Annotated in this window: 11 protein-coding genes and 1 pseudogene; 2 read left to right on the top strand and 10 right to left on the bottom strand. The window is 40.2% G+C overall.

Annotated features, from left to right (window positions below):
* Window positions 1-3: 3 nt before the first annotated feature.
* The 9 genes from cydA to sdhC all read right to left on the bottom strand — a co-directional run bounded on the left by cydA (window position 4) and on the right by sdhC (window position 12,759).
* On the bottom strand, window positions 4-1,572 hold the full coding sequence (cydA, locus tag ABN212_RS16225; protein ID WP_349443422.1) for a cytochrome ubiquinol oxidase subunit I: 1,569 nt from the start codon (window positions 1,570-1,572) through the stop codon (window positions 4-6).
* A 1,486-nt stretch (window positions 1,573-3,058) separates the two neighbouring features.
* Window positions 3,059-3,928, bottom strand: a complete 870-nt coding sequence (sucD, locus tag ABN212_RS16220; protein ID WP_006537657.1) for a succinate--CoA ligase subunit alpha — start codon at window positions 3,926-3,928, stop codon at window positions 3,059-3,061.
* Window positions 3,928-5,094: an ADP-forming succinate--CoA ligase subunit beta gene (gene sucC, locus ABN212_RS16215; protein ID WP_075671649.1), complete on the bottom strand. Its 1,167-nt coding sequence runs from the start codon at window positions 5,092-5,094 to the stop codon at window positions 3,928-3,930. The genes sucD and sucC overlap by 1 nt, the downstream gene beginning before the upstream one ends.
* Window positions 5,095-5,255: 161 nt before the next feature.
* The gene (gene odhB / locus ABN212_RS16210; protein WP_023581185.1) at window positions 5,256-6,461 is read right to left on the bottom strand and encodes a 2-oxoglutarate dehydrogenase complex dihydrolipoyllysine-residue succinyltransferase; all 1,206 of its coding nucleotides are present in this window, start codon (window positions 6,459-6,461) and stop codon (window positions 5,256-5,258) included.
* Between the two features lie 13 nt (window positions 6,462-6,474).
* The gene (gene sucA, locus ABN212_RS16205) at window positions 6,475-9,279 is read right to left on the bottom strand and encodes a 2-oxoglutarate dehydrogenase E1 component (protein ID WP_109373950.1); all 2,805 of its coding nucleotides are present in this window, start codon (window positions 9,277-9,279) and stop codon (window positions 6,475-6,477) included.
* A gap of 244 nt (window positions 9,280-9,523) precedes the next feature.
* Window positions 9,524-10,240: a succinate dehydrogenase iron-sulfur subunit gene (locus ABN212_RS16200; protein ID WP_006537662.1), complete on the bottom strand. Its 717-nt coding sequence runs from the start codon at window positions 10,238-10,240 to the stop codon at window positions 9,524-9,526.
* Between the two features lie 34 nt (window positions 10,241-10,274).
* The gene (sdhA, locus tag ABN212_RS16195; RefSeq protein ID WP_023581183.1) at window positions 10,275-12,041 is read right to left on the bottom strand and encodes a succinate dehydrogenase flavoprotein subunit; all 1,767 of its coding nucleotides are present in this window, start codon (window positions 12,039-12,041) and stop codon (window positions 10,275-10,277) included.
* Window positions 12,041-12,385 (bottom strand): succinate dehydrogenase membrane anchor subunit, encoded by a 345-nt coding sequence (gene sdhD, locus ABN212_RS16190; RefSeq protein WP_006537664.1) that lies wholly within the window; start codon window positions 12,383-12,385, stop codon window positions 12,041-12,043. The genes sdhA and sdhD overlap by 1 nt, the downstream gene beginning before the upstream one ends.
* The gene (gene sdhC, locus ABN212_RS16185; RefSeq protein WP_129586864.1) at window positions 12,379-12,759 is read right to left on the bottom strand and encodes a succinate dehydrogenase cytochrome b556 subunit; all 381 of its coding nucleotides are present in this window, start codon (window positions 12,757-12,759) and stop codon (window positions 12,379-12,381) included. Before sdhC ends, sdhD begins: the two co-directional genes overlap by 7 nt.
* Before the next feature lie 623 nt (window positions 12,760-13,382).
* On the opposite strand from sdhC, the gene ABN212_RS16180 reads away from it, so the two are divergent.
* Window positions 13,383-14,666, top strand: coding sequence for a citrate synthase (locus ABN212_RS16180; protein WP_100159450.1), 1,284 nt, complete (start codon window positions 13,383-13,385; stop codon window positions 14,664-14,666).
* Between the two features lie 80 nt (window positions 14,667-14,746).
* Here ABN212_RS16180 and ABN212_RS16175 read toward each other — a convergent pair whose 3' ends face one another.
* Complete coding sequence (locus tag ABN212_RS16175; protein WP_109373948.1) at window positions 14,747-15,508, bottom strand: AraC family transcriptional regulator; 762 nt, start codon at window positions 15,506-15,508, stop codon at window positions 14,747-14,749.
* A 102-nt stretch (window positions 15,509-15,610) separates the two neighbouring features.
* Between ABN212_RS16175 and ABN212_RS16170 the strand changes: the two are divergent.
* Window positions 15,611-16,741 (top strand): annotated as a pseudogene (locus ABN212_RS16170) (multidrug effflux MFS transporter).
* The last annotated feature ends 360 nt before the right edge of the window (window positions 16,742-17,101 follow it).

Raw genomic sequence — 17,101 nt, 5'->3', positions numbered from 1 at the left:
GTGTTACTTACTTTGTGCAGAAGATGCGTTCTTCTGTTCAAAGTGATAGCGACCCGTCTTCAGGCTACTCGGCCCAAGGCGACCAAATTTGAACATCAGGAACATTTCAGCAACTAGGAATAATGTGTACAGACCACAGATAAGACCCATAGATACAAGGATATCAGCCTGTGTCAGTGAAGAAGTTGCTACAGCCGTAGGAAGGATTTCACCAATTGCCCACGGTTGACGTCCATATTCTGCAACAAACCAACCTGCTTCAACTGCAATCCATGGTAATGGAATACTTAACAGAGCAGCACGCAGTAACCATTTATAGTTACCAATACGGTTAGACAGAACTGTCCAGAAGGAAATCGCAACAACCAGTAACATCAGGAAGCCTGCGGCAACCATGATACGGAATGACCAAAACAGTGGTGCGACATTAGGAATAGTGTCTTTTGCAGCAGATTTGATTTGCTCTTCTGTTGCATCAACAACTTTATCAGTATAACGCTTCAGTAATAAACCGTAGCCTAAGTCTTGTTTAGCGTCATTAAAGGCAGCACGAATAGCAGGATCAGTATTACCTGAACGCAATTCACTTAATAATTCGTAAGCTTTCATACCATTACGAATACGAAGTTCGTGTTGACTCATCAGATCATTAAGACCTAATACTGGTGTATCGAAAGAACGCGTTGCAATAATACCCATCACATAAGGGATTTGTAATGCAAACGAGTTTTCCATTTTTTCTTGATTAGGGAATGCAATCAGATTAAATGCAGCTGGAGCGGCTTCTGTATGCCATTCACCTTCAATTGCAGCCAGTTTGGTTTTCTGTACGTCACCCATTTCGTAACCAGATTCATCACCCAGTACGATAACAGATAATACAGCTGCGATACCAAAAGTAGCAGCAACTGCGAAAGAACGTTTTGCAAAACCGATATCACGACCTTTGAGCAAGTAGTAAGAGCTGATACCCAGAACAAAGAATGCACCAGTACAGTAACCAGCAGCAACGGTGTGAACAAATTTAACTTGAGCGACAGGGTTTAAAACCAGATCAGCAAAACTCAACATTTCCATTCGCATGGTTTCAAAGTTGAAGTCTGCAGCGACAGGGTTTTGCATCCAACCATTCGCAACAAGGATCCACAGTGCAGAGAAGTTAGAACCGAAAGCAACTAACCAAGTTACCATCAAGTGCTGCTTCTTACCTAAGCGATCCCAGCCAAAGAAGAACAATCCGACGAAAGTTGATTCTAAGAAGAACGCCATTAAACCTTCGATTGCTAAAGGCGCACCGAAGATATCACCGACGTAATGAGAGAAATATGACCAGTTAGTACCAAATTGGAACTCCATGGTCAACCCAGTTGCGACACCCAGAGCAAAGTTAATACCAAATAACTTACCCCAGAACTTTGTCATATCTTTGTAAACTTGTTTACCCGACAGAACATATATCGTTTCCATGATTGCCAGCATAAACGCCATACCCAGCGTTAATGGGACAAACAGGAAGTGATACATTGCTGTTAAGGCAAACTGTAACCGTGACAGTTCGACAATATCAAACATCTTGACTCCTTGCTCCTAGCAGGAAGACACCGACTTGCGGCAACCCGACTTTATTAAATTATAAAGCCTCATAACTACCAGCAATAAATGCCTCTAAAAACAACAACGAATATTAAAGACCAAAAACACAATACCTTACAAATAGTACGCTTATATTTACATATAATAAATATATTTTGCGTGACCCAGATTTGAATTCTGAGCTTAGGTCAACAATACGACTTTTAGGTTTGTAACAGCATATTTGATCGTGTGCCAATTTAAGCATATTCAGAAATTTTTGCCACAATTAATAACTTGACCCACATCAAAAAAACACTTTAATGTTAACTAGTTGCGAATAAATTACCCAATAGTTACCATTGTGTTAATGCAATGTTGTTTTTATTTTTAAGTGTAATTTACCTCCTTATATTTTCCATAAAAAAATTAACTTTTTATTTTCATAAAAGACTTAAAAATAAACACTTTTAATTGTGTTTTATTAATTTTAATATCAATTTCATTTTTTTGCAGGTAAATAATAAATATTTTAAAAAAATAATCTATTAATTAATAAGTTGAAATTTACAAAAATGTAAATATAAAAAAATACTCTTAATTATTTTATCTAATAAAGATATATAAAAAATCTGATCTTGATTATCCATTCCTAATGTTATTTCTTTTTTAGTTTCTTTTTTATTCTAAATAAACGAAGTGCAATAAATGTGTATTTAATTGATAAAGCACGAATCCGTTATTATCAATAAAAATAAATATCAATAAAAATCAATCAGATACCCAATAAAAATAAGTTATTTATTGAATGGAATGAGCAAAAACACAAAAACTCTTTTACTATATTCTCTTATCTAAATGGGGTGCTTTTCGAGATCCTCACGAACGTCTTATTATCAATTTTTATAACGGTAAGAAGGTCATAATTCATCTTTAATCGTCATTTTGATGTTTTATCATAATAAAAAGGTATTTTTTCCTATCAAAGAACTTACCTTCCCCTCTTCCCCACGCATTCATTAACATGTTTAAAAGTCTATTTTCTTAGCAAAAATCAGTCTTACAGCGTGATCCTTGTATAAAATTAAAGCTAGTTATTACGATATTTATAGAAGCACTTATATTGAAAACAACATGAAACAAGTGTTCATTTTTTCTAACGACACTCTTTTTCACTCAAAACACGTATTTAAAATATTATTTTTAACAATTCAGGAGACTTATTTATGGTTTATATCATTATTTTTAGGCTCTACAAGAAAGTAAATAAATAGAAAAATGATGTTTTGAATACAGATCAATTTAAGAAAAAAACAATATAAAACAATTTATTAGCGTAAATTTAGGTAGGATATTGATGTGTTAATTACAATATCAGCTATTGATATGACTATTAAATGAAACTAGAAATAAAAAATGCCAGCTTCTTTTTAGAAAACTGGCATTTAAAATAGTATCAATCTGAAATTATTAACAGAATTGTTACTTACTTGATCAGTGATTTAATTGCTTCGCCGATATCCGCTAAGCTACGAACTGTTTTAACACCAGCAGCTTCTAGGGCAGCAAATTTCTCGTCCGCAGTGCCTTTACCACCAGCAATAATGGCACCAGCATGTCCCATACGTTTACCTTTAGGCGCTGTTACACCCGCGATATAGCCAACAACTGGCTTAGTAACGTGATCTTTGATATAAGCAGCCGCTTCTTCTTCTGCGGTGCCCCCAATTTCACCGATCATCACAATCGCTTCAGTTTGTGGATCTTCTTGGAATAGCTTCAGAATATCAATAAAGTTAGAACCCGGAATTGGGTCGCCACCAATACCAACACAGGTTGATTGGCCTAAGCCAACGTCCGTTGTTTGCTTAACCGCTTCATAAGTTAATGTACCTGAGCGAGATACAATACCTACTTTGCCTGGTAAGTGGATGTGTCCTGGCATAATACCAATCTTACATTCACCTGGCGTGATAACACCCGGGCAGTTAGGGCCAATCATACGTACGCCAGCTTCATCTAATTTAACTTTAACAGTCAGCATATCCAGCGTAGGAATACCTTCAGTAATAGTGATAATTAGTTTGATGCCTGCATCAATCGCTTCTAAGATTGAATCTTTACAAAATGGTGCGGGTACATAGATAACTGTCGCAGTTGCACCTGTTGCTTCAACAGCTTCACGTACTGTATTAAATACAGGTAAACCTAAGTGCGTAGTACCGCCTTTACCTGGTGTTACACCACCGACCATTTGCGTACCATAAGCAATAGCTTGCTCAGAGTGGAATGTTCCTTGGCTACCCGTGAAGCCTTGGCAAATTACTTTGGTATTCTTATCGATTAAAATAGACATTATTTTGCCTCCGCTGCTGCAACAACTTGTTTCGCGGCATCAGTTAAGCTTTTAGCAGCGATAATATTTAATCCACTATCCGCTAATTTCTTGGTGCCTAACTCTGCATTGTTTCCTTCAAGACGAACAACCACAGGAACATTAACGCCAACTTCTTCAACTGCGCCAATAATACCGTCTGCGATTAAGTCACAACGAACAATACCGCCGAAAATGTTGACTAATACAGCACTGACATTTTCATCTGACAAAATAATCTTAAATGCTTCAGTTACGCGCTCTTTTGTTGCACCACCACCTACATCGAGGAAGTTTGCAGGCTCGCCACCGTGGAGTTTAACGATATCCATTGTCCCCATCGCTAAACCAGCACCATTGACCATACAGCCAATGTTGCCATCTAATGCAACGTAGTTCAGTTCCCATTGTGCAGCTTGTGCTTCACGAGGATCTTCTTGTGAAGGATCGTGCATTTCACGCATTTCTGGTTGACGATACAACGCGTTGCTATCTACGCCTAATTTACCATCAAGACAAATCAGATCGTCTTCTTTAGTAATAACCAGTGGGTTAATTTCGATTAAAGCAAGGTCGCGCTCTAAGAAAATAGAGGCTAATCCCATAAAGATTTTAGCAAATTGACTAACTTGCTTGCCTTTTAAACCCAGTTTAAATGCTAATTCTCTTCCCTGATAAGGCATAGGGCCTGTCAGTGGATCAATAATGGCGCGATGAATAAGTTCTGGCGTTTCTTCTGCCACTTTCTCAATTTCAACGCCGCCTTCTGTTGAGGCCATAAAGACAACGCGACGGGTACCACGGTCAACAACCGCTCCCAGATAAAGCTCTTTAGCAATATCAGTTGCAGCTTCAACTAAAATCTGTGTAACAGGCTGACCATTAGCGTCTGTTTGATAAGTGACTAAACGTTTGCCTAACCATTGTTCAGCAAATGCGCGGATCTCTTCTTTAGATTTAACGACTTTTACGCCGCCCGCTTTACCACGTCCACCCGCGTGAACCTGACATTTCACGACCCAAGGGCCCTGACCGATTTTTGATGCAGCTTCTTCTGCCTCGCGCGGCGTGGAGCAGGCGAAACCAGCAGGTGCTGGTAATCCATACCGTGTGAAAAGCTGTTTTGCCTGATACTCGTGTAAATTCATGATGTTCTATCCATAATCTTGTTGAAAGTCGGGCTTTCTTATTTTTTTGACTATAAGCCAGAGAAATCTGGCTTCACGAACACACTGTACTTCTTTGATGCTTGTGTCTGTTGCTAAGTAGGCAGGAGGAGCATCTCCTGCCTAAAAGCGATATTTATTACCTATACATCCAGTAATAAACGAGCTGGATCTTCTAGCATCTCTTTAACGGTTACTAAGAAACCGACAGACTCACGACCATCAATTAAACGGTGGTCATAAGACAGAGCCAGATACATCATTGGTAGAATAACAACCTGACCATCTACTGCCATTGGGCGATCTTTAATTGCATGCATCCCTAAAATGGCACTTTGTGGTGGGTTGATAATTGGAGTTGACATTAATGAACCGAAAACACCGCCATTTGTGATAGTGAAGTTACCACCTGTTAAGTCTTCAACAGTTAACTTACCGTCACGGCCTTTTACCGCTAACGCTTTGATGTTTTTCTCAATATCCGCCATGCTCATTGCATCCGCATCACGTAATACTGGTGTTACCAGACCACGCGGTGTTGATACTGCAATACTGATATCGAAGTAGTTGTGATAAACCACATCAGTACCATCGATAGAAGCATTGACTTCTGGATAGCGTTTCAGTGCTTCAACAACCGCTTTAATATAGAAAGACATAAAGCCTAAACGTACACCGTGGCGTTTTTCGAATGCTTCACCATACTGGGCACGCAAATCTTTGATTGGTTGCATGTTGATTTCGTTAAACGTTGTCAACATTGCAGTGGTATTTTTCGCTTCTAACAAGCGCTCTGCTACACGTTTACGTAAACGTGTCATTGGTACACGTTTTTCGCTACGGTGAGATAACAGTGCTTGAGGAACTTCTGCTACCGGTTGTGCCGTTGATTTATTCGCAACATGACCTTCGATATCTTGGCGAGTTAAACGTCCACCCACACCACTACCTTTCACATCAGCAGGGTTAATATCGTGTTCAGCCACTAAGCGACGCGCTGTTGGACTTAAGGCATCATTATTGCCTTTTTCAGCAATATCAGCACTTTGACGCTGTGCTGGAGTGCTATCTTGAGCAGGTTTCACATCAGCAGGAATGCCAGTGCTATCACCTAAACGAATACGGCCTAGTAATTGGCGTGAACCAACAGTAGCGCCTTCTTCTTCAAGAATACTTTCTAAAACACCTGCTTCACTTGCAGGGACTTCTAAAACAACTTTATCTGTTTCGATTTCAACCAGCACTTCATCGCGTTGAATGCTATCACCAGGTTTTTTATGCCAAGTTGCGACTGATGCGTCAGCAACTGATTCAGGGAGATCCGGTACTAGAATATCTACACTACTCATTTTCTATCCTTATTTATTCAACTTTCAGTGCATCTTCAACCAGAGCTTTTTGTTGCTCCTGATGAACAGAGGTATAACCAACTGCTGGAGAGGCTGATGCAGGACGTCCTGCATAACGTAATGTTGCGCCTGTAGGAATAGCATCACGGAAGTTATGCTGACTACAGTACCAAGCACCTTGATTCAGAGGCTCTTCTTGACACCAAATAAACTCTTTTACATGAGCATAAGGTGCGAGAATTTGCGCAATATCTTCGTGAGGGAATGGATACAGTTGTTCAATACGAATAATGGCAACGTTGTTTTGCTCATTAGCACGACGCTGTTCTAATAAATCGTAGTAAACCTTACCGGAACACATCACAACACGTTTCACATCAGCAGGTTTTAAATCATCAATTTCACCAATGACAGGTAAGAATTTACCATTTGCTAATTCATCCAATGCAGAAACCGCTAATGGATGACGTAACAGTGATTTTGGTGACATTACGATAAGTGGGCGACGCATACCACGTAACGCTTGACGGCGTAACATATGGTAAACCTGAGCCGGAGTTGATGGCACACAAACCTGCATATTTTGTTCTGCACACAGTTGCAGATAACGTTCTAAACGTGCAGAGGAGTGCTCAGGACCTTGGCCTTCATAACCATGTGGTAACAGCATGACTAAACCACACATACGACCCCATTTTTGCTCACCAGAGCTAATAAATTGGTCGATAACCACTTGAGCAACGTTTGCGAAGTCACCAAATTGTGCTTCCCAAATCGTTAAACCACGAGGTTCCGTTGTGGCATAACCATATTCAAATGCAAGTACTGCTTCTTCTGTTAATACAGAGTCCCAGACATTAAATTGTCCTTGAGCATTATGAACATTAGCTAATGGTACATAAACAGAGCCATTTGTTTGATTATGAATAACGGCATGACGATGGAAGAATGTACCACGTCCCGCATCTTCACCAGAAAGACGAATGGTGATACCTTGGTCAACTAAAGTCGCATACGCTAATGTTTCTGCTGCACCCCAGTCGAGTAGTTTCTCACCTTCTGCCATAACAGCACGGTCAGCATAAATTTTCTCAACACGAGACTGCATCACGATTTCTGAAGGAACGGTACTCACACGGCGCGCTAAATCTTGTAAACGCGTTTTCTCTACTTTATGTGGATACTCTTCATTCCATTCGTGATTTAAATACGGTTCCCATGTGTAAGAATGCAGACCCATTGGGCGGTATTCTTCAACAACACAATCACCACGATCCAGCGCATCGCGATAGAGATTAACCAGTTCAGTCACATCATTGGCATCAAGCAATGATTGTGCAACCAGTTTATCCGCATAAATTTTACGTGGAGTTGGATGTTTTTTGATTTTTTGATACATCAGAGGCTGAGTCGCATTTGGCTCATCAGCTTCGTTGTGACCATGACGACGGTAACAAACGAGATCAATCATCACATCGCGTTTAAAGGTATTACGGAAATCCAATGCTAAGCGAGTTACAAAAGCGACTGCTTCAGGATCATCTGCATTAACGTGGAAAATTGGTGCCTGAACCATTTTCACAATATCAGTACAGTATTGTGTTGAACGGGCATCTTTTGGATTTGAAGTCGTAAAACCAACTTGGTTATTGATAACAATACGAACTGTACCGCCTACTTCATAGCCACGCGCTTGAGACATGTTCAGGGTTTCTTGCACAACACCTTGACCAGTCACAGCAGCATCACCATGAATAGTGATAGGAAGAACCATATTGCTACGCGCTTCATCTAAACGATCACGACGAGCACGAACAGAACCGATAACAACAGGGCTAACAATCTCTAAGTGAGACGGGTTAAAGGCTAATGCAAGGTGAACTTGCGCTCCTTCAGTCGCAAAATCAGACGAGAAACCTTGGTGATATTTAACATCACCTGTTCCCAAATGCTCTTTATGAATACCCGCAAATTCATCAAATAAATCAGCCGGTTTTTTACCTAGGATATTAACCAGAACGTTTAAACGTCCACGGTGCGCCATACCAAGAACCACTTCACGAGTGTCTTGTTTGCCTGCATGGCGAATTAAATCTTTTAACATCGGAACTAATGCATCACCACCTTCTAAAGAGAAGCGTTTTGCACCTGGGAATTTCGCGCCTAAATAGCGCTCTAAGCCTTCAGCTGCTGTTAGCTCTGTCAGGAAGCGTAACTTTTCTTCTTTAGTGAATTGGTCTGCAACATTCACTGATTCTAAACGTTGTTGTAGCCAGCGTTTTTCTTCAGTATTAGTGATATGCATATATTCAGCACCGATTGAACCACAGTAAATGCGTTTCAGTGCTTCATATAAATCACCTAATTTCATCGTTTCTTTGCCGATAGCAAAAGAACCGACGTTGAAAGTTTCTTCAAAGTCTTCTTTAGTTAGATTATGGAAAGCGGGATCTAAATCTGGAACAGATTCTTGTTTCCATAAACCAAGTGGGTCGAGATTAGCGTTTTGGTGACCACGAAAACGGAAGGCATTGATGAGCTGCAAAACTTTAACTTGTTTTGAGTCCATTGCCGGATCGCTTACCGAGGTATGATATCGAGTGGATTCTTTTGCGAGGCGTCTGAAGTAGTCGCGGGTTTGAGAATGCGACTGTTCTATGCCTTGACTTGCGGGCAGTTGTTGAAAAATCTCTCTCCAACTTTCGTCAACAGAGTTTGGGTCAGTTAGGTAATCTTCATAGATATCTTCTATGTAAGACTGATTCTCTCCTGCTAGAAAAGTTGATTCTAGCCAGTCCTTCATTGCGCCGTTCTGCATTATGATCCCTTAAGCTATACAGCTTTAGTTCGCCGTGGATAACTAATACCGTGATTAAACGGTGTCGATTGCAAGGTTCTCTTATGACCCGCTATCTCGCAGGTTCTTTAAATATGGAGCTTTAGCTCTCAAGGAACCTTTAAGCACTGTCTTCAGTGTTTAAAGGTGCCTTACTATTTTTACCGCAAACGTCTAATTTAGTTTTTCCATTAACCGCCCTAACTATTTTAGGGCGGTTATTATTTTATGCACTACGTTTTAACAACATTGACTTAATATGACCAATCGCTTTTGTTGGATTAAGTCCTTTAGGACATACGCTGACACAGTTCATGATGCCATGACAACGGAACACACTGAACGCATCGTTAAGATCATCAAGACGAGATTCAGTTTCTGTATCACGACTATCAATCAAGAAACGATAAGCCGCTAACAATCCAGCAGGTCCGATAAACTTATCTGGATTCCACCAGAATGACGGGCAAGAGGTTGAACAACAAGCACAAAGGATACAATCATAAAGTCCATCAAGCTTTTCACGCTGTTCTGGTGACTGTAAGTTCTCACGAGCAGGAGGATTTTTGCCATTATTAATTAAATACGGGCGAATTTTCTCATACTGTGTATAGAACTGAGTCATATCCACTATTAAATCACGAATTACTGGTAAACCGGGTAACGGTCTGATCACAATTTTCTTACTTCCTTTCTGTAAAGATGAAATAGGTGTGATACAAGCCAAACCATTTTTACCATTCATGTTCACGCCATCAGAGCCGCAAACACCTTCACGACAAGAGCGACGGAACGATAAGGTAGGATCTTTTTCCTTTAATTGAATTAATGCATCCAACAGCATCATGTCACGCCCTTCAGGAACTTCGAGGGTGTAATCTTGCATATGCGGCGCATTATCAACGTCGGGATTGTAACGATAAATCGAAAATTCAAGTTTCATATTTAAGTCTCCGCAACTTCAATAACACCGCTAATTAATATGTACGCACTTTTGGTGGGAAGGCTTCACGCAGTTTTGGCTGCATATTGACTTCACGTCGTGTCATTGTTTCGGTTTGCGGTTGATATAATGTATGGCATAACCAGTTCGCATCATCACGTTCTGGGAAATCGAAACGGCTATGAGCTCCACGGCTTTCTGTACGGAAGTTTGCAGATACCGCAGTGGCATAAGCAGTTTCCATCAGGTTATCTAATTCTAAGCATTCAATACGCTGTGTATTAAATTCACTTGAATTATCATCCAGTCGTGCATTTTGTAAGCGCTCACGAATAACTTTCAGTTCTTCTAAGCCTTTTGCCATTGCATCGCCTTCACGGAATACCGAGAAGTTATGTTGCATACAAGATTGCAGCGCTTTACGGATTTCAACTGGATCTTCACCAGAGCGGTTGTTTTCCCAGCGATTTAAGCGAGTTAATGCGGCTTCAACATCAGAATCGCTCGCATCACGCATTGTACCTTGTTCCATCAGTGACTCTTTTAAGTGAACTCCTGCTGAACGACCAAATACAACGAGGTCTAACAGTGAGTTACCACCTAAGCGGTTTGCACCATGAACAGATACACAAGCAATTTCACCTACTGCGAACAATCCAGGAATAACGACATCTTCGCCCTTCTCGTTCACACGAATAGCTTGACCCGTTACTTTTGTTGGAATACCCCCCATCATATAGTGACAAGTAGGTATAACAGGAATTGGTTCTTTAACTGGGTCAACGTGTGCGAAAGTACGAGAAAGATCAAGAATACCTGGTAAACGAGACTCAAGAACTTCTTTACCCAGATGATCGAGTTTTAATTTCGCATGAGGACCCCAAGGACCATCACAACCACGACCTTCACGAATTTCGATCATAATAGAACGCGCAACCACATCGCGACCGGCAAGGTCTTTGGCGTTCGGTGCGTAACGTTCCATAAAGCGTTCACCGTCTTTATTTAACAGATATCCGCCTTCACCACGACAACCTTCAGTCACTAATACGCCCGCACCCGCAATACCCGTTGGGTGGAATTGCCACATTTCCATATCTTGCAGAGGAACACCTGCGCGAACAGCCATACCCACACCATCACCTGTGTTGATATGCGCATTTGTGGTTGACTGGTAAATACGACCTGCACCGCCAGTAGCTAAAATCGTAGCGTTTGCTTTGAAATAAACGACTTCACCCGTTTCGATGCAAATTGCAGTACAACCAACGATATCGCCATCTTGATTTTTCACTAAATCCAGTGAATACCACTCTGAAAAGATGGTTGTGTGATTTTTTAAATTTTGCTGATAAAGGGTATGCAACAATGCGTGCCCAGTACGGTCAGCGGCAGCAGCTGTACGTGCAGCTTGTTCACCACCAAAGTTTTTTGACTGACCACCAAATGGACGCTGATAAATACGACCATCATCTAGGCGAGAAAATGGGAGTCCCATATGTTCTAGCTCTAAAATTGCTTCAGGGCCGGTTTTACACATATATTCGATAGCGTCTTGGTCACCAATATAGTCGGAACCTTTTACCGTATCGTACATGTGCCATTCCCAGTTATCCTCATGGGTATTACCCAGTGCAACTGTAATACCACCTTGAGCGGAAACAGTATGAGAACGAGTAGGAAAAACTTTAGAAATCAGTGCACAAGACAGACCCATTTGAGAAATCTGTAAAGCGGCACGCATACCAGCACCACCTGCACCAATAACAACGGCATCAAACTCTCTTACTGGCAGATTCATTACACACCCCACACCACAATTGTTCCATAAATAAGATAAACCAACAGCGCAACAACAATAATCAGTTGTAAAGTCAGGCGTAATGCCAGCGGTTTAATATAGTCCGTTAACACTTGCCACATTCCGATCCACGCGTGAATAAGAATAGAAAGCAGGGTCAAGATGGTGAACACTTTGGTTAAGGATGAGCTAAAGAACCCACGCCATACCTCATAGGTTATTTCTGTTGTAGCAATAAATCCCACAAGATAAAGAACATATAAAACGATAATAATGGCTGAGGCACGAAGGAATAACCAATCCTGTATGCCAGTACGGCCTAAAGTAGAAGAATTACTTACCATACTAATACCCCCGCCAATATTGATAAAATAACTGTAATAACCATTGATGCAGCCGCTGAGTTGCGACCTACAATCAAGGTTTCATCAATAAAGCCGAAGTCCATTAACATATGACGAATACCACCACAAATGTGATATGCCAATGCCGTTAGGATGCCCCACAAAATAAATTTCGCGAAGAAGCCAGTCATAATTTCAGCAGCTTGCTGAAAACCTTCAGGAGAGGAGAGAGAGGTGCCAAGTAACCACAGTAAGATGCCAACTGCGACTAACATGATAACCCCAGAGACACGATGTAAGATCGATGCGATAGCAGGGAGTGGAAACTGTATCGTCTGTAAATCCAGATTGACAGGTCTTTGTTTTTTCACAATTTATGCCCACACAGCTTTTATAATTTTTCCTTCCTCCGGACCTGGATGGAAATCAAACAGCGAATGGGGTACAAAGGCACATTTTAAGTAAAATGTTAAATCCGTCTATTTTACAAAAAGTGTGGATTCGTTACGCTGGTTCTCCATACAACAACGGTTCCGGAGACCTGCGCGCAGTATAAGTGCTTCACAAAATTATTACAATTACCACACAACTTGTGTGCCCGACATTTGCCTCGAACAGTGAGAGGGATCACTATTTAATACATCCGATGCAAAAATGGTTATCATTTTTGACACATACACAACATTTTTATTACATTCACTGCATTATTTTAATGTTTATGTTTTTTTTGTGCGCAAACACGCTTCCAGAAACCTCAAACTTATGTAAAAGTGATAGCAGTACTAATTCTAAGTGCATTGCATAAAAAAGCACCTAAAAAAACATAACATCAAAAGCTCCTTAACATAAGTGACACACTATAGACCTAGACATTACGGGCACTAAATAAAACTCGGCTGGGTACCTTACATCAACTATAGTTTCACTATCGAAGTGCATCTTTATGAAGATACCCTCGATATTGTTAGGAGACATATAAGCGCTAAGGAGATTATAAATGGCTGATAACAAAGCTAAGCTAACGATTGCTGAAACATCTGTAGACTTGGACGTTCTATCCCCTACACTCGGTTCCAAAGTTATTGATATTCGTACTCTCGGCTCCAAAGGTTATTACACCTATGATCCCGGCTTTACCTCAACCGCCTCTTGTGAGTCAAAAATCACTTTTATTGATGGTGATAACGGTATCTTACTTCACCGTGGTTTCCCTATCGGGCAATTAGCGACTGAATCAACATACTTGGAAGTCTGTTATATCCTACTGTACGGTGAAGCACCGACACAGGAGCAATACGATAAATTTAAAACCACAGTAACTCGTCACACCATGATCCATGAACAAATCACCCGACTGTTCAATGGGTTCCGTCGTGACTCACACCCAATGGCCGTACTGTGTGGTGTTACAGGGGCTTTAGCTGCGTTCTATCACGATGCATTGGATGTCAGTAATCCAGTTCACCGTGATATCACGGCTTATCGCCTACTATCAAAAATGCCAACAGTGGCAGCGATGTGTTACAAATACTCGATTGGCCAACCTTTTGTTTATCCAAAAAATGACCTCTCCTATGCAGGTAACTTCTTGCATATGATGTTTGCAACACCATGCGAAGAGTATGTTGTTAATCCAGTACTTGAACGTGCAATGGATAGAATTTTCATCCTTCACGCAGATCACGAGCAAAATGCATCAACCTCGACTGTACGTACTGCGGGCTCTTCTGGTGCAAATCCATTTGCCTGTATCGCAGCAGGGATCGCGTCACTTTGGGGGCCAGCTCACGGTGGTGCTAACGAAGCTTGTCTGCGTATGCTGGAAGAGATCAAAACGGTTGAACACATTCCTGAATTTATTAAACGTGCAAAAGATAAAAATGACTCCTTCCGTTTAATGGGCTTTGGTCACCGTGTTTACAAAAACTACGATCCTCGTGCAACAGTAATGCGTGAAACCTGTCATGAAGTGTTAAAAGAATTAAACCTCAATGACAGCTTACTTGAAGTGGCAATGGAATTAGAACGTATTGCCCTAAACGACCCGTATTTTATTGAGAAAAAACTGTACCCTAACGTTGACTTCTACTCTGGTATTATCCTTAAAGCGTTAGGTATCCCATCCAATATGTTTACGGTTATTTTTGCTATTGCACGTACAATTGGTTGGATTGCTCACTGGAATGAAATGCACGAAGATGGTCTGAAAATTGCGCGTCCTCGTCAGCTTTATACTGGTTATGATGAGCGCGATTTCAAAAGTGAAATTAAAAAGAAATAATTGAGTTTTATTAATTATTTATCTTGCTAAGCCCCGTTTAAATCGGGGCTTTATGTTTTAAAATTATCAACAAAATCTAATCAGCTTTTTAAATATTCTTGCGGAGTTTGCCCTGTCATTTTTTTAAAAAAGGTAATAAAGGCACTATCACTGGCAAATCCTAATATCTGGCTAATATCAATATAGCGATGATGGGTAGCTAACAACTCAATGGCTTTCATTAACCGCCATTGTTGGCGCCATTGTTGATAGCTCAGTCCTGTTTCTTTGTAAAATAAGCGTGTGATCGTTTTTTCACTCGCCCCTACGAACTTTGCCATTTCTTGTAATGCTGGCGGTAAATCATCAAAGGATAAACGACTTAGCCGTCTATCTTTAGGCATAAATAAATGATTGGGTTGTCGCGGTGCCTGAGTGATTTCATCAAAGAAAACTGCCAATAGATTAGCGTAGCGCCCTTCTTCCCATTGAGTATCAAAATCAGCAATGGAAATTCGCTCTAATATTTCTCGTAAAAGAGGTGAAATTGTTAATATTTCACTCTCAATTGGAAAATTATCATGAAATTCTTCACTAATATAAACTGAACGATATCCAACAGAGGCATACATTTCGACTCGATGCTCAACTCTTGGGGGGATCCACGCAATCCTCATGGGAGGTAATACAGAAACGCGGGAGGCCAAAGTAATTCGCATACATCCTGACTGCGTAAATAATAACTGCCCTCTATCATGAGAATGAAATCCTGAATCGTGCTTTCCCATTTCTGCTGCAATACCAACGACTGATGCAAGATGCTCTTCTGGCACAAAGTGGTCGTATTGATTAAGCCAAGCCATCACTTGTCCTATTTGAAATATAATATGTCTTTATATATATAACGAGACATTCATTATCTCTGTATTCTGTTCATCAAGATTTAAGGATGTAGGATAAAAAAGATGAACAAAAAACTCTCTTTATGGTTAGCAATTGCGTTAATGATGTTTCCACAAATTGCAGAAACCATTTATAGCCCAGCACTTACTGATATTGCAAACGGCTTTTATGTCAGTGCAAACGAGGCTGGACAAACACTTTCGCTCTATTTCTTTGCGTTTGCATTGGGCGTCATTATATAGGGTCGATTATGTGATGTCATTGGTCGTCGTCCGACAATGTTAGCTGGGTTGTTTATTTATGCTATTGCTTGCCTTGGCGTTTTTATGACCAATGACTTTTCTGTATTACTTGGGCTGCGCATGCTCTCTGCTTTTGGTGCTGCGGTAGGCTCAGTCGGCACACAAACCATTATGCGTGATGTGTACAGTGGTGATGAACTGGCTAAAGTTTTCTCTGTTATGGGGGCAGCTATCGCTCTAAGCCCAGCAATTGGGGTGCTAAGTGGTTCATTATTAGTGAGTTATGCTGGTTACCAAGGTGTATTTAGTGGCCTTGCCCTCCTCGCTATGATTTTACTGTTATGGAGTACTTTTGCTTTACCTGAAAGTCGCCCTAAAACAGTAAAAACAGCACCGTTAGGAGAAACTGCAATAAACATGCTTAAGGATAAGCAAATTGCTAAAACAGTATTATTAATTGCCTTTTTTAATATCAGCCTATTTGCTTATTATCAATTGGCTCCTTTTATGTTTGATAATCAAGGTTATAGCGCAAGTACTTTTGGCTATAGTGGTATTGTGTTAGCAATAGGTGTGGGCATAGGTTCTTATATTAATAAAGCCTTATTAAACCAGCATTGGCAGTGTGAGAAATTAGTATTACTCGCGAGTTTTATTGCGTTGATAAGTGCAGTCGGTGTTTATTTATTACGTAACCACATTAGCTTTGTTATTCCGATGATGGCCAGTGTTGTGGCTTATGGCATTGCTATTCCAAATATTTTAGCCACAGCATTAGCACAATATAAAGATCGTTTAGGCACTGCGGGGGCATTATTAGGTTTATTCTACTATCTATTAATTGGTGGCGGGCTTGCTCTTGCGGGATGGGGGCAAAGTTTAGCAATCACTTTACTGATTTGTAGTCTAGGTTCATTGTTACTCTCTTTTTCTCGTCAAACGACAAAATAATAAATTGATCCCGCACTGAATAAAAGGTACGGGATTTTTTCTAGCAATATTAAGTTTCGTTTTTTACTGTTAATTTTTAATCAATTTAGCTAAGGGTTAACGCTTATTTTGCTAAACAGACAATTCTTAATCTTTTTAAATTCAACAAAAAACACCTTTATTCTCATTTCTTCATTTTCAGCACTTTTTCCTAATATACCTATTTATATAAAGCTAAATTGAATATTAATAAAGTTCAGTTAAATTTTTTAGCGTTTATCTCTATTAATTTAACCAATAACACCTCTTATCTTTATTTATGATAGTGATAATCAAATTGTTCGCATTGCTATTTCATGGTAAAAAAAACTGTTTATCCAT

This window comes from Proteus genomosp. 6, assembly GCF_040139785.1.
GTDB lineage: Bacteria > Pseudomonadota > Gammaproteobacteria > Enterobacterales > Enterobacteriaceae > Proteus.
Note: the sequence above shows the minus strand (reverse complement) of the source record. Positions and strands in the feature narration are given on the sequence as shown.

What these genes read in the sequence shown, in the direction of transcription:
- cydA (WP_349443422.1), bottom strand. Translation starts at nt 1,572, where the DNA reads ATGTTTGATATTGTCGAACTGTCACGGTTACAGTTTGCCTTAACAGCA.
- sucD (WP_006537657.1), bottom strand. Translation starts at nt 3,928, where the DNA reads ATGTCTATTTTAATCGATAAGAATACCAAAGTAATTTGCCAAGGCTTC.
- sucC (WP_075671649.1), bottom strand. Translation starts at nt 5,094, where the DNA reads ATGAATTTACACGAGTATCAGGCAAAACAGCTTTTCACACGGTATGGA.
- odhB (WP_023581185.1), bottom strand. Translation starts at nt 6,461, where the DNA reads ATGAGTAGTGTAGATATTCTAGTACCGGATCTCCCTGAATCAGTTGCT.
- sucA (WP_109373950.1), bottom strand. Translation starts at nt 9,279, where the DNA reads ATGCAGAACGGCGCAATGAAGGACTGGCTAGAATCAACTTTTCTAGCA.
- ABN212_RS16200 (WP_006537662.1), bottom strand. Translation starts at nt 10,240, where the DNA reads ATGAAACTTGAATTTTCGATTTATCGTTACAATCCCGACGTTGATAAT.
- sdhA (WP_023581183.1), bottom strand. Translation starts at nt 12,041, where the DNA reads ATGAATCTGCCAGTAAGAGAGTTTGATGCCGTTGTTATTGGTGCAGGT.
- sdhD (WP_006537664.1), bottom strand. Translation starts at nt 12,385, where the DNA reads ATGGTAAGTAATTCTTCTACTTTAGGCCGTACTGGCATACAGGATTGG.
- ABN212_RS16180 (WP_100159450.1), top strand. Translation starts at nt 13,383, where the DNA reads ATGGCTGATAACAAAGCTAAGCTAACGATTGCTGAAACATCTGTAGAC.
- ABN212_RS16175 (WP_109373948.1), bottom strand. Translation starts at nt 15,508, where the DNA reads ATGGCTTGGCTTAATCAATACGACCACTTTGTGCCAGAAGAGCATCTT.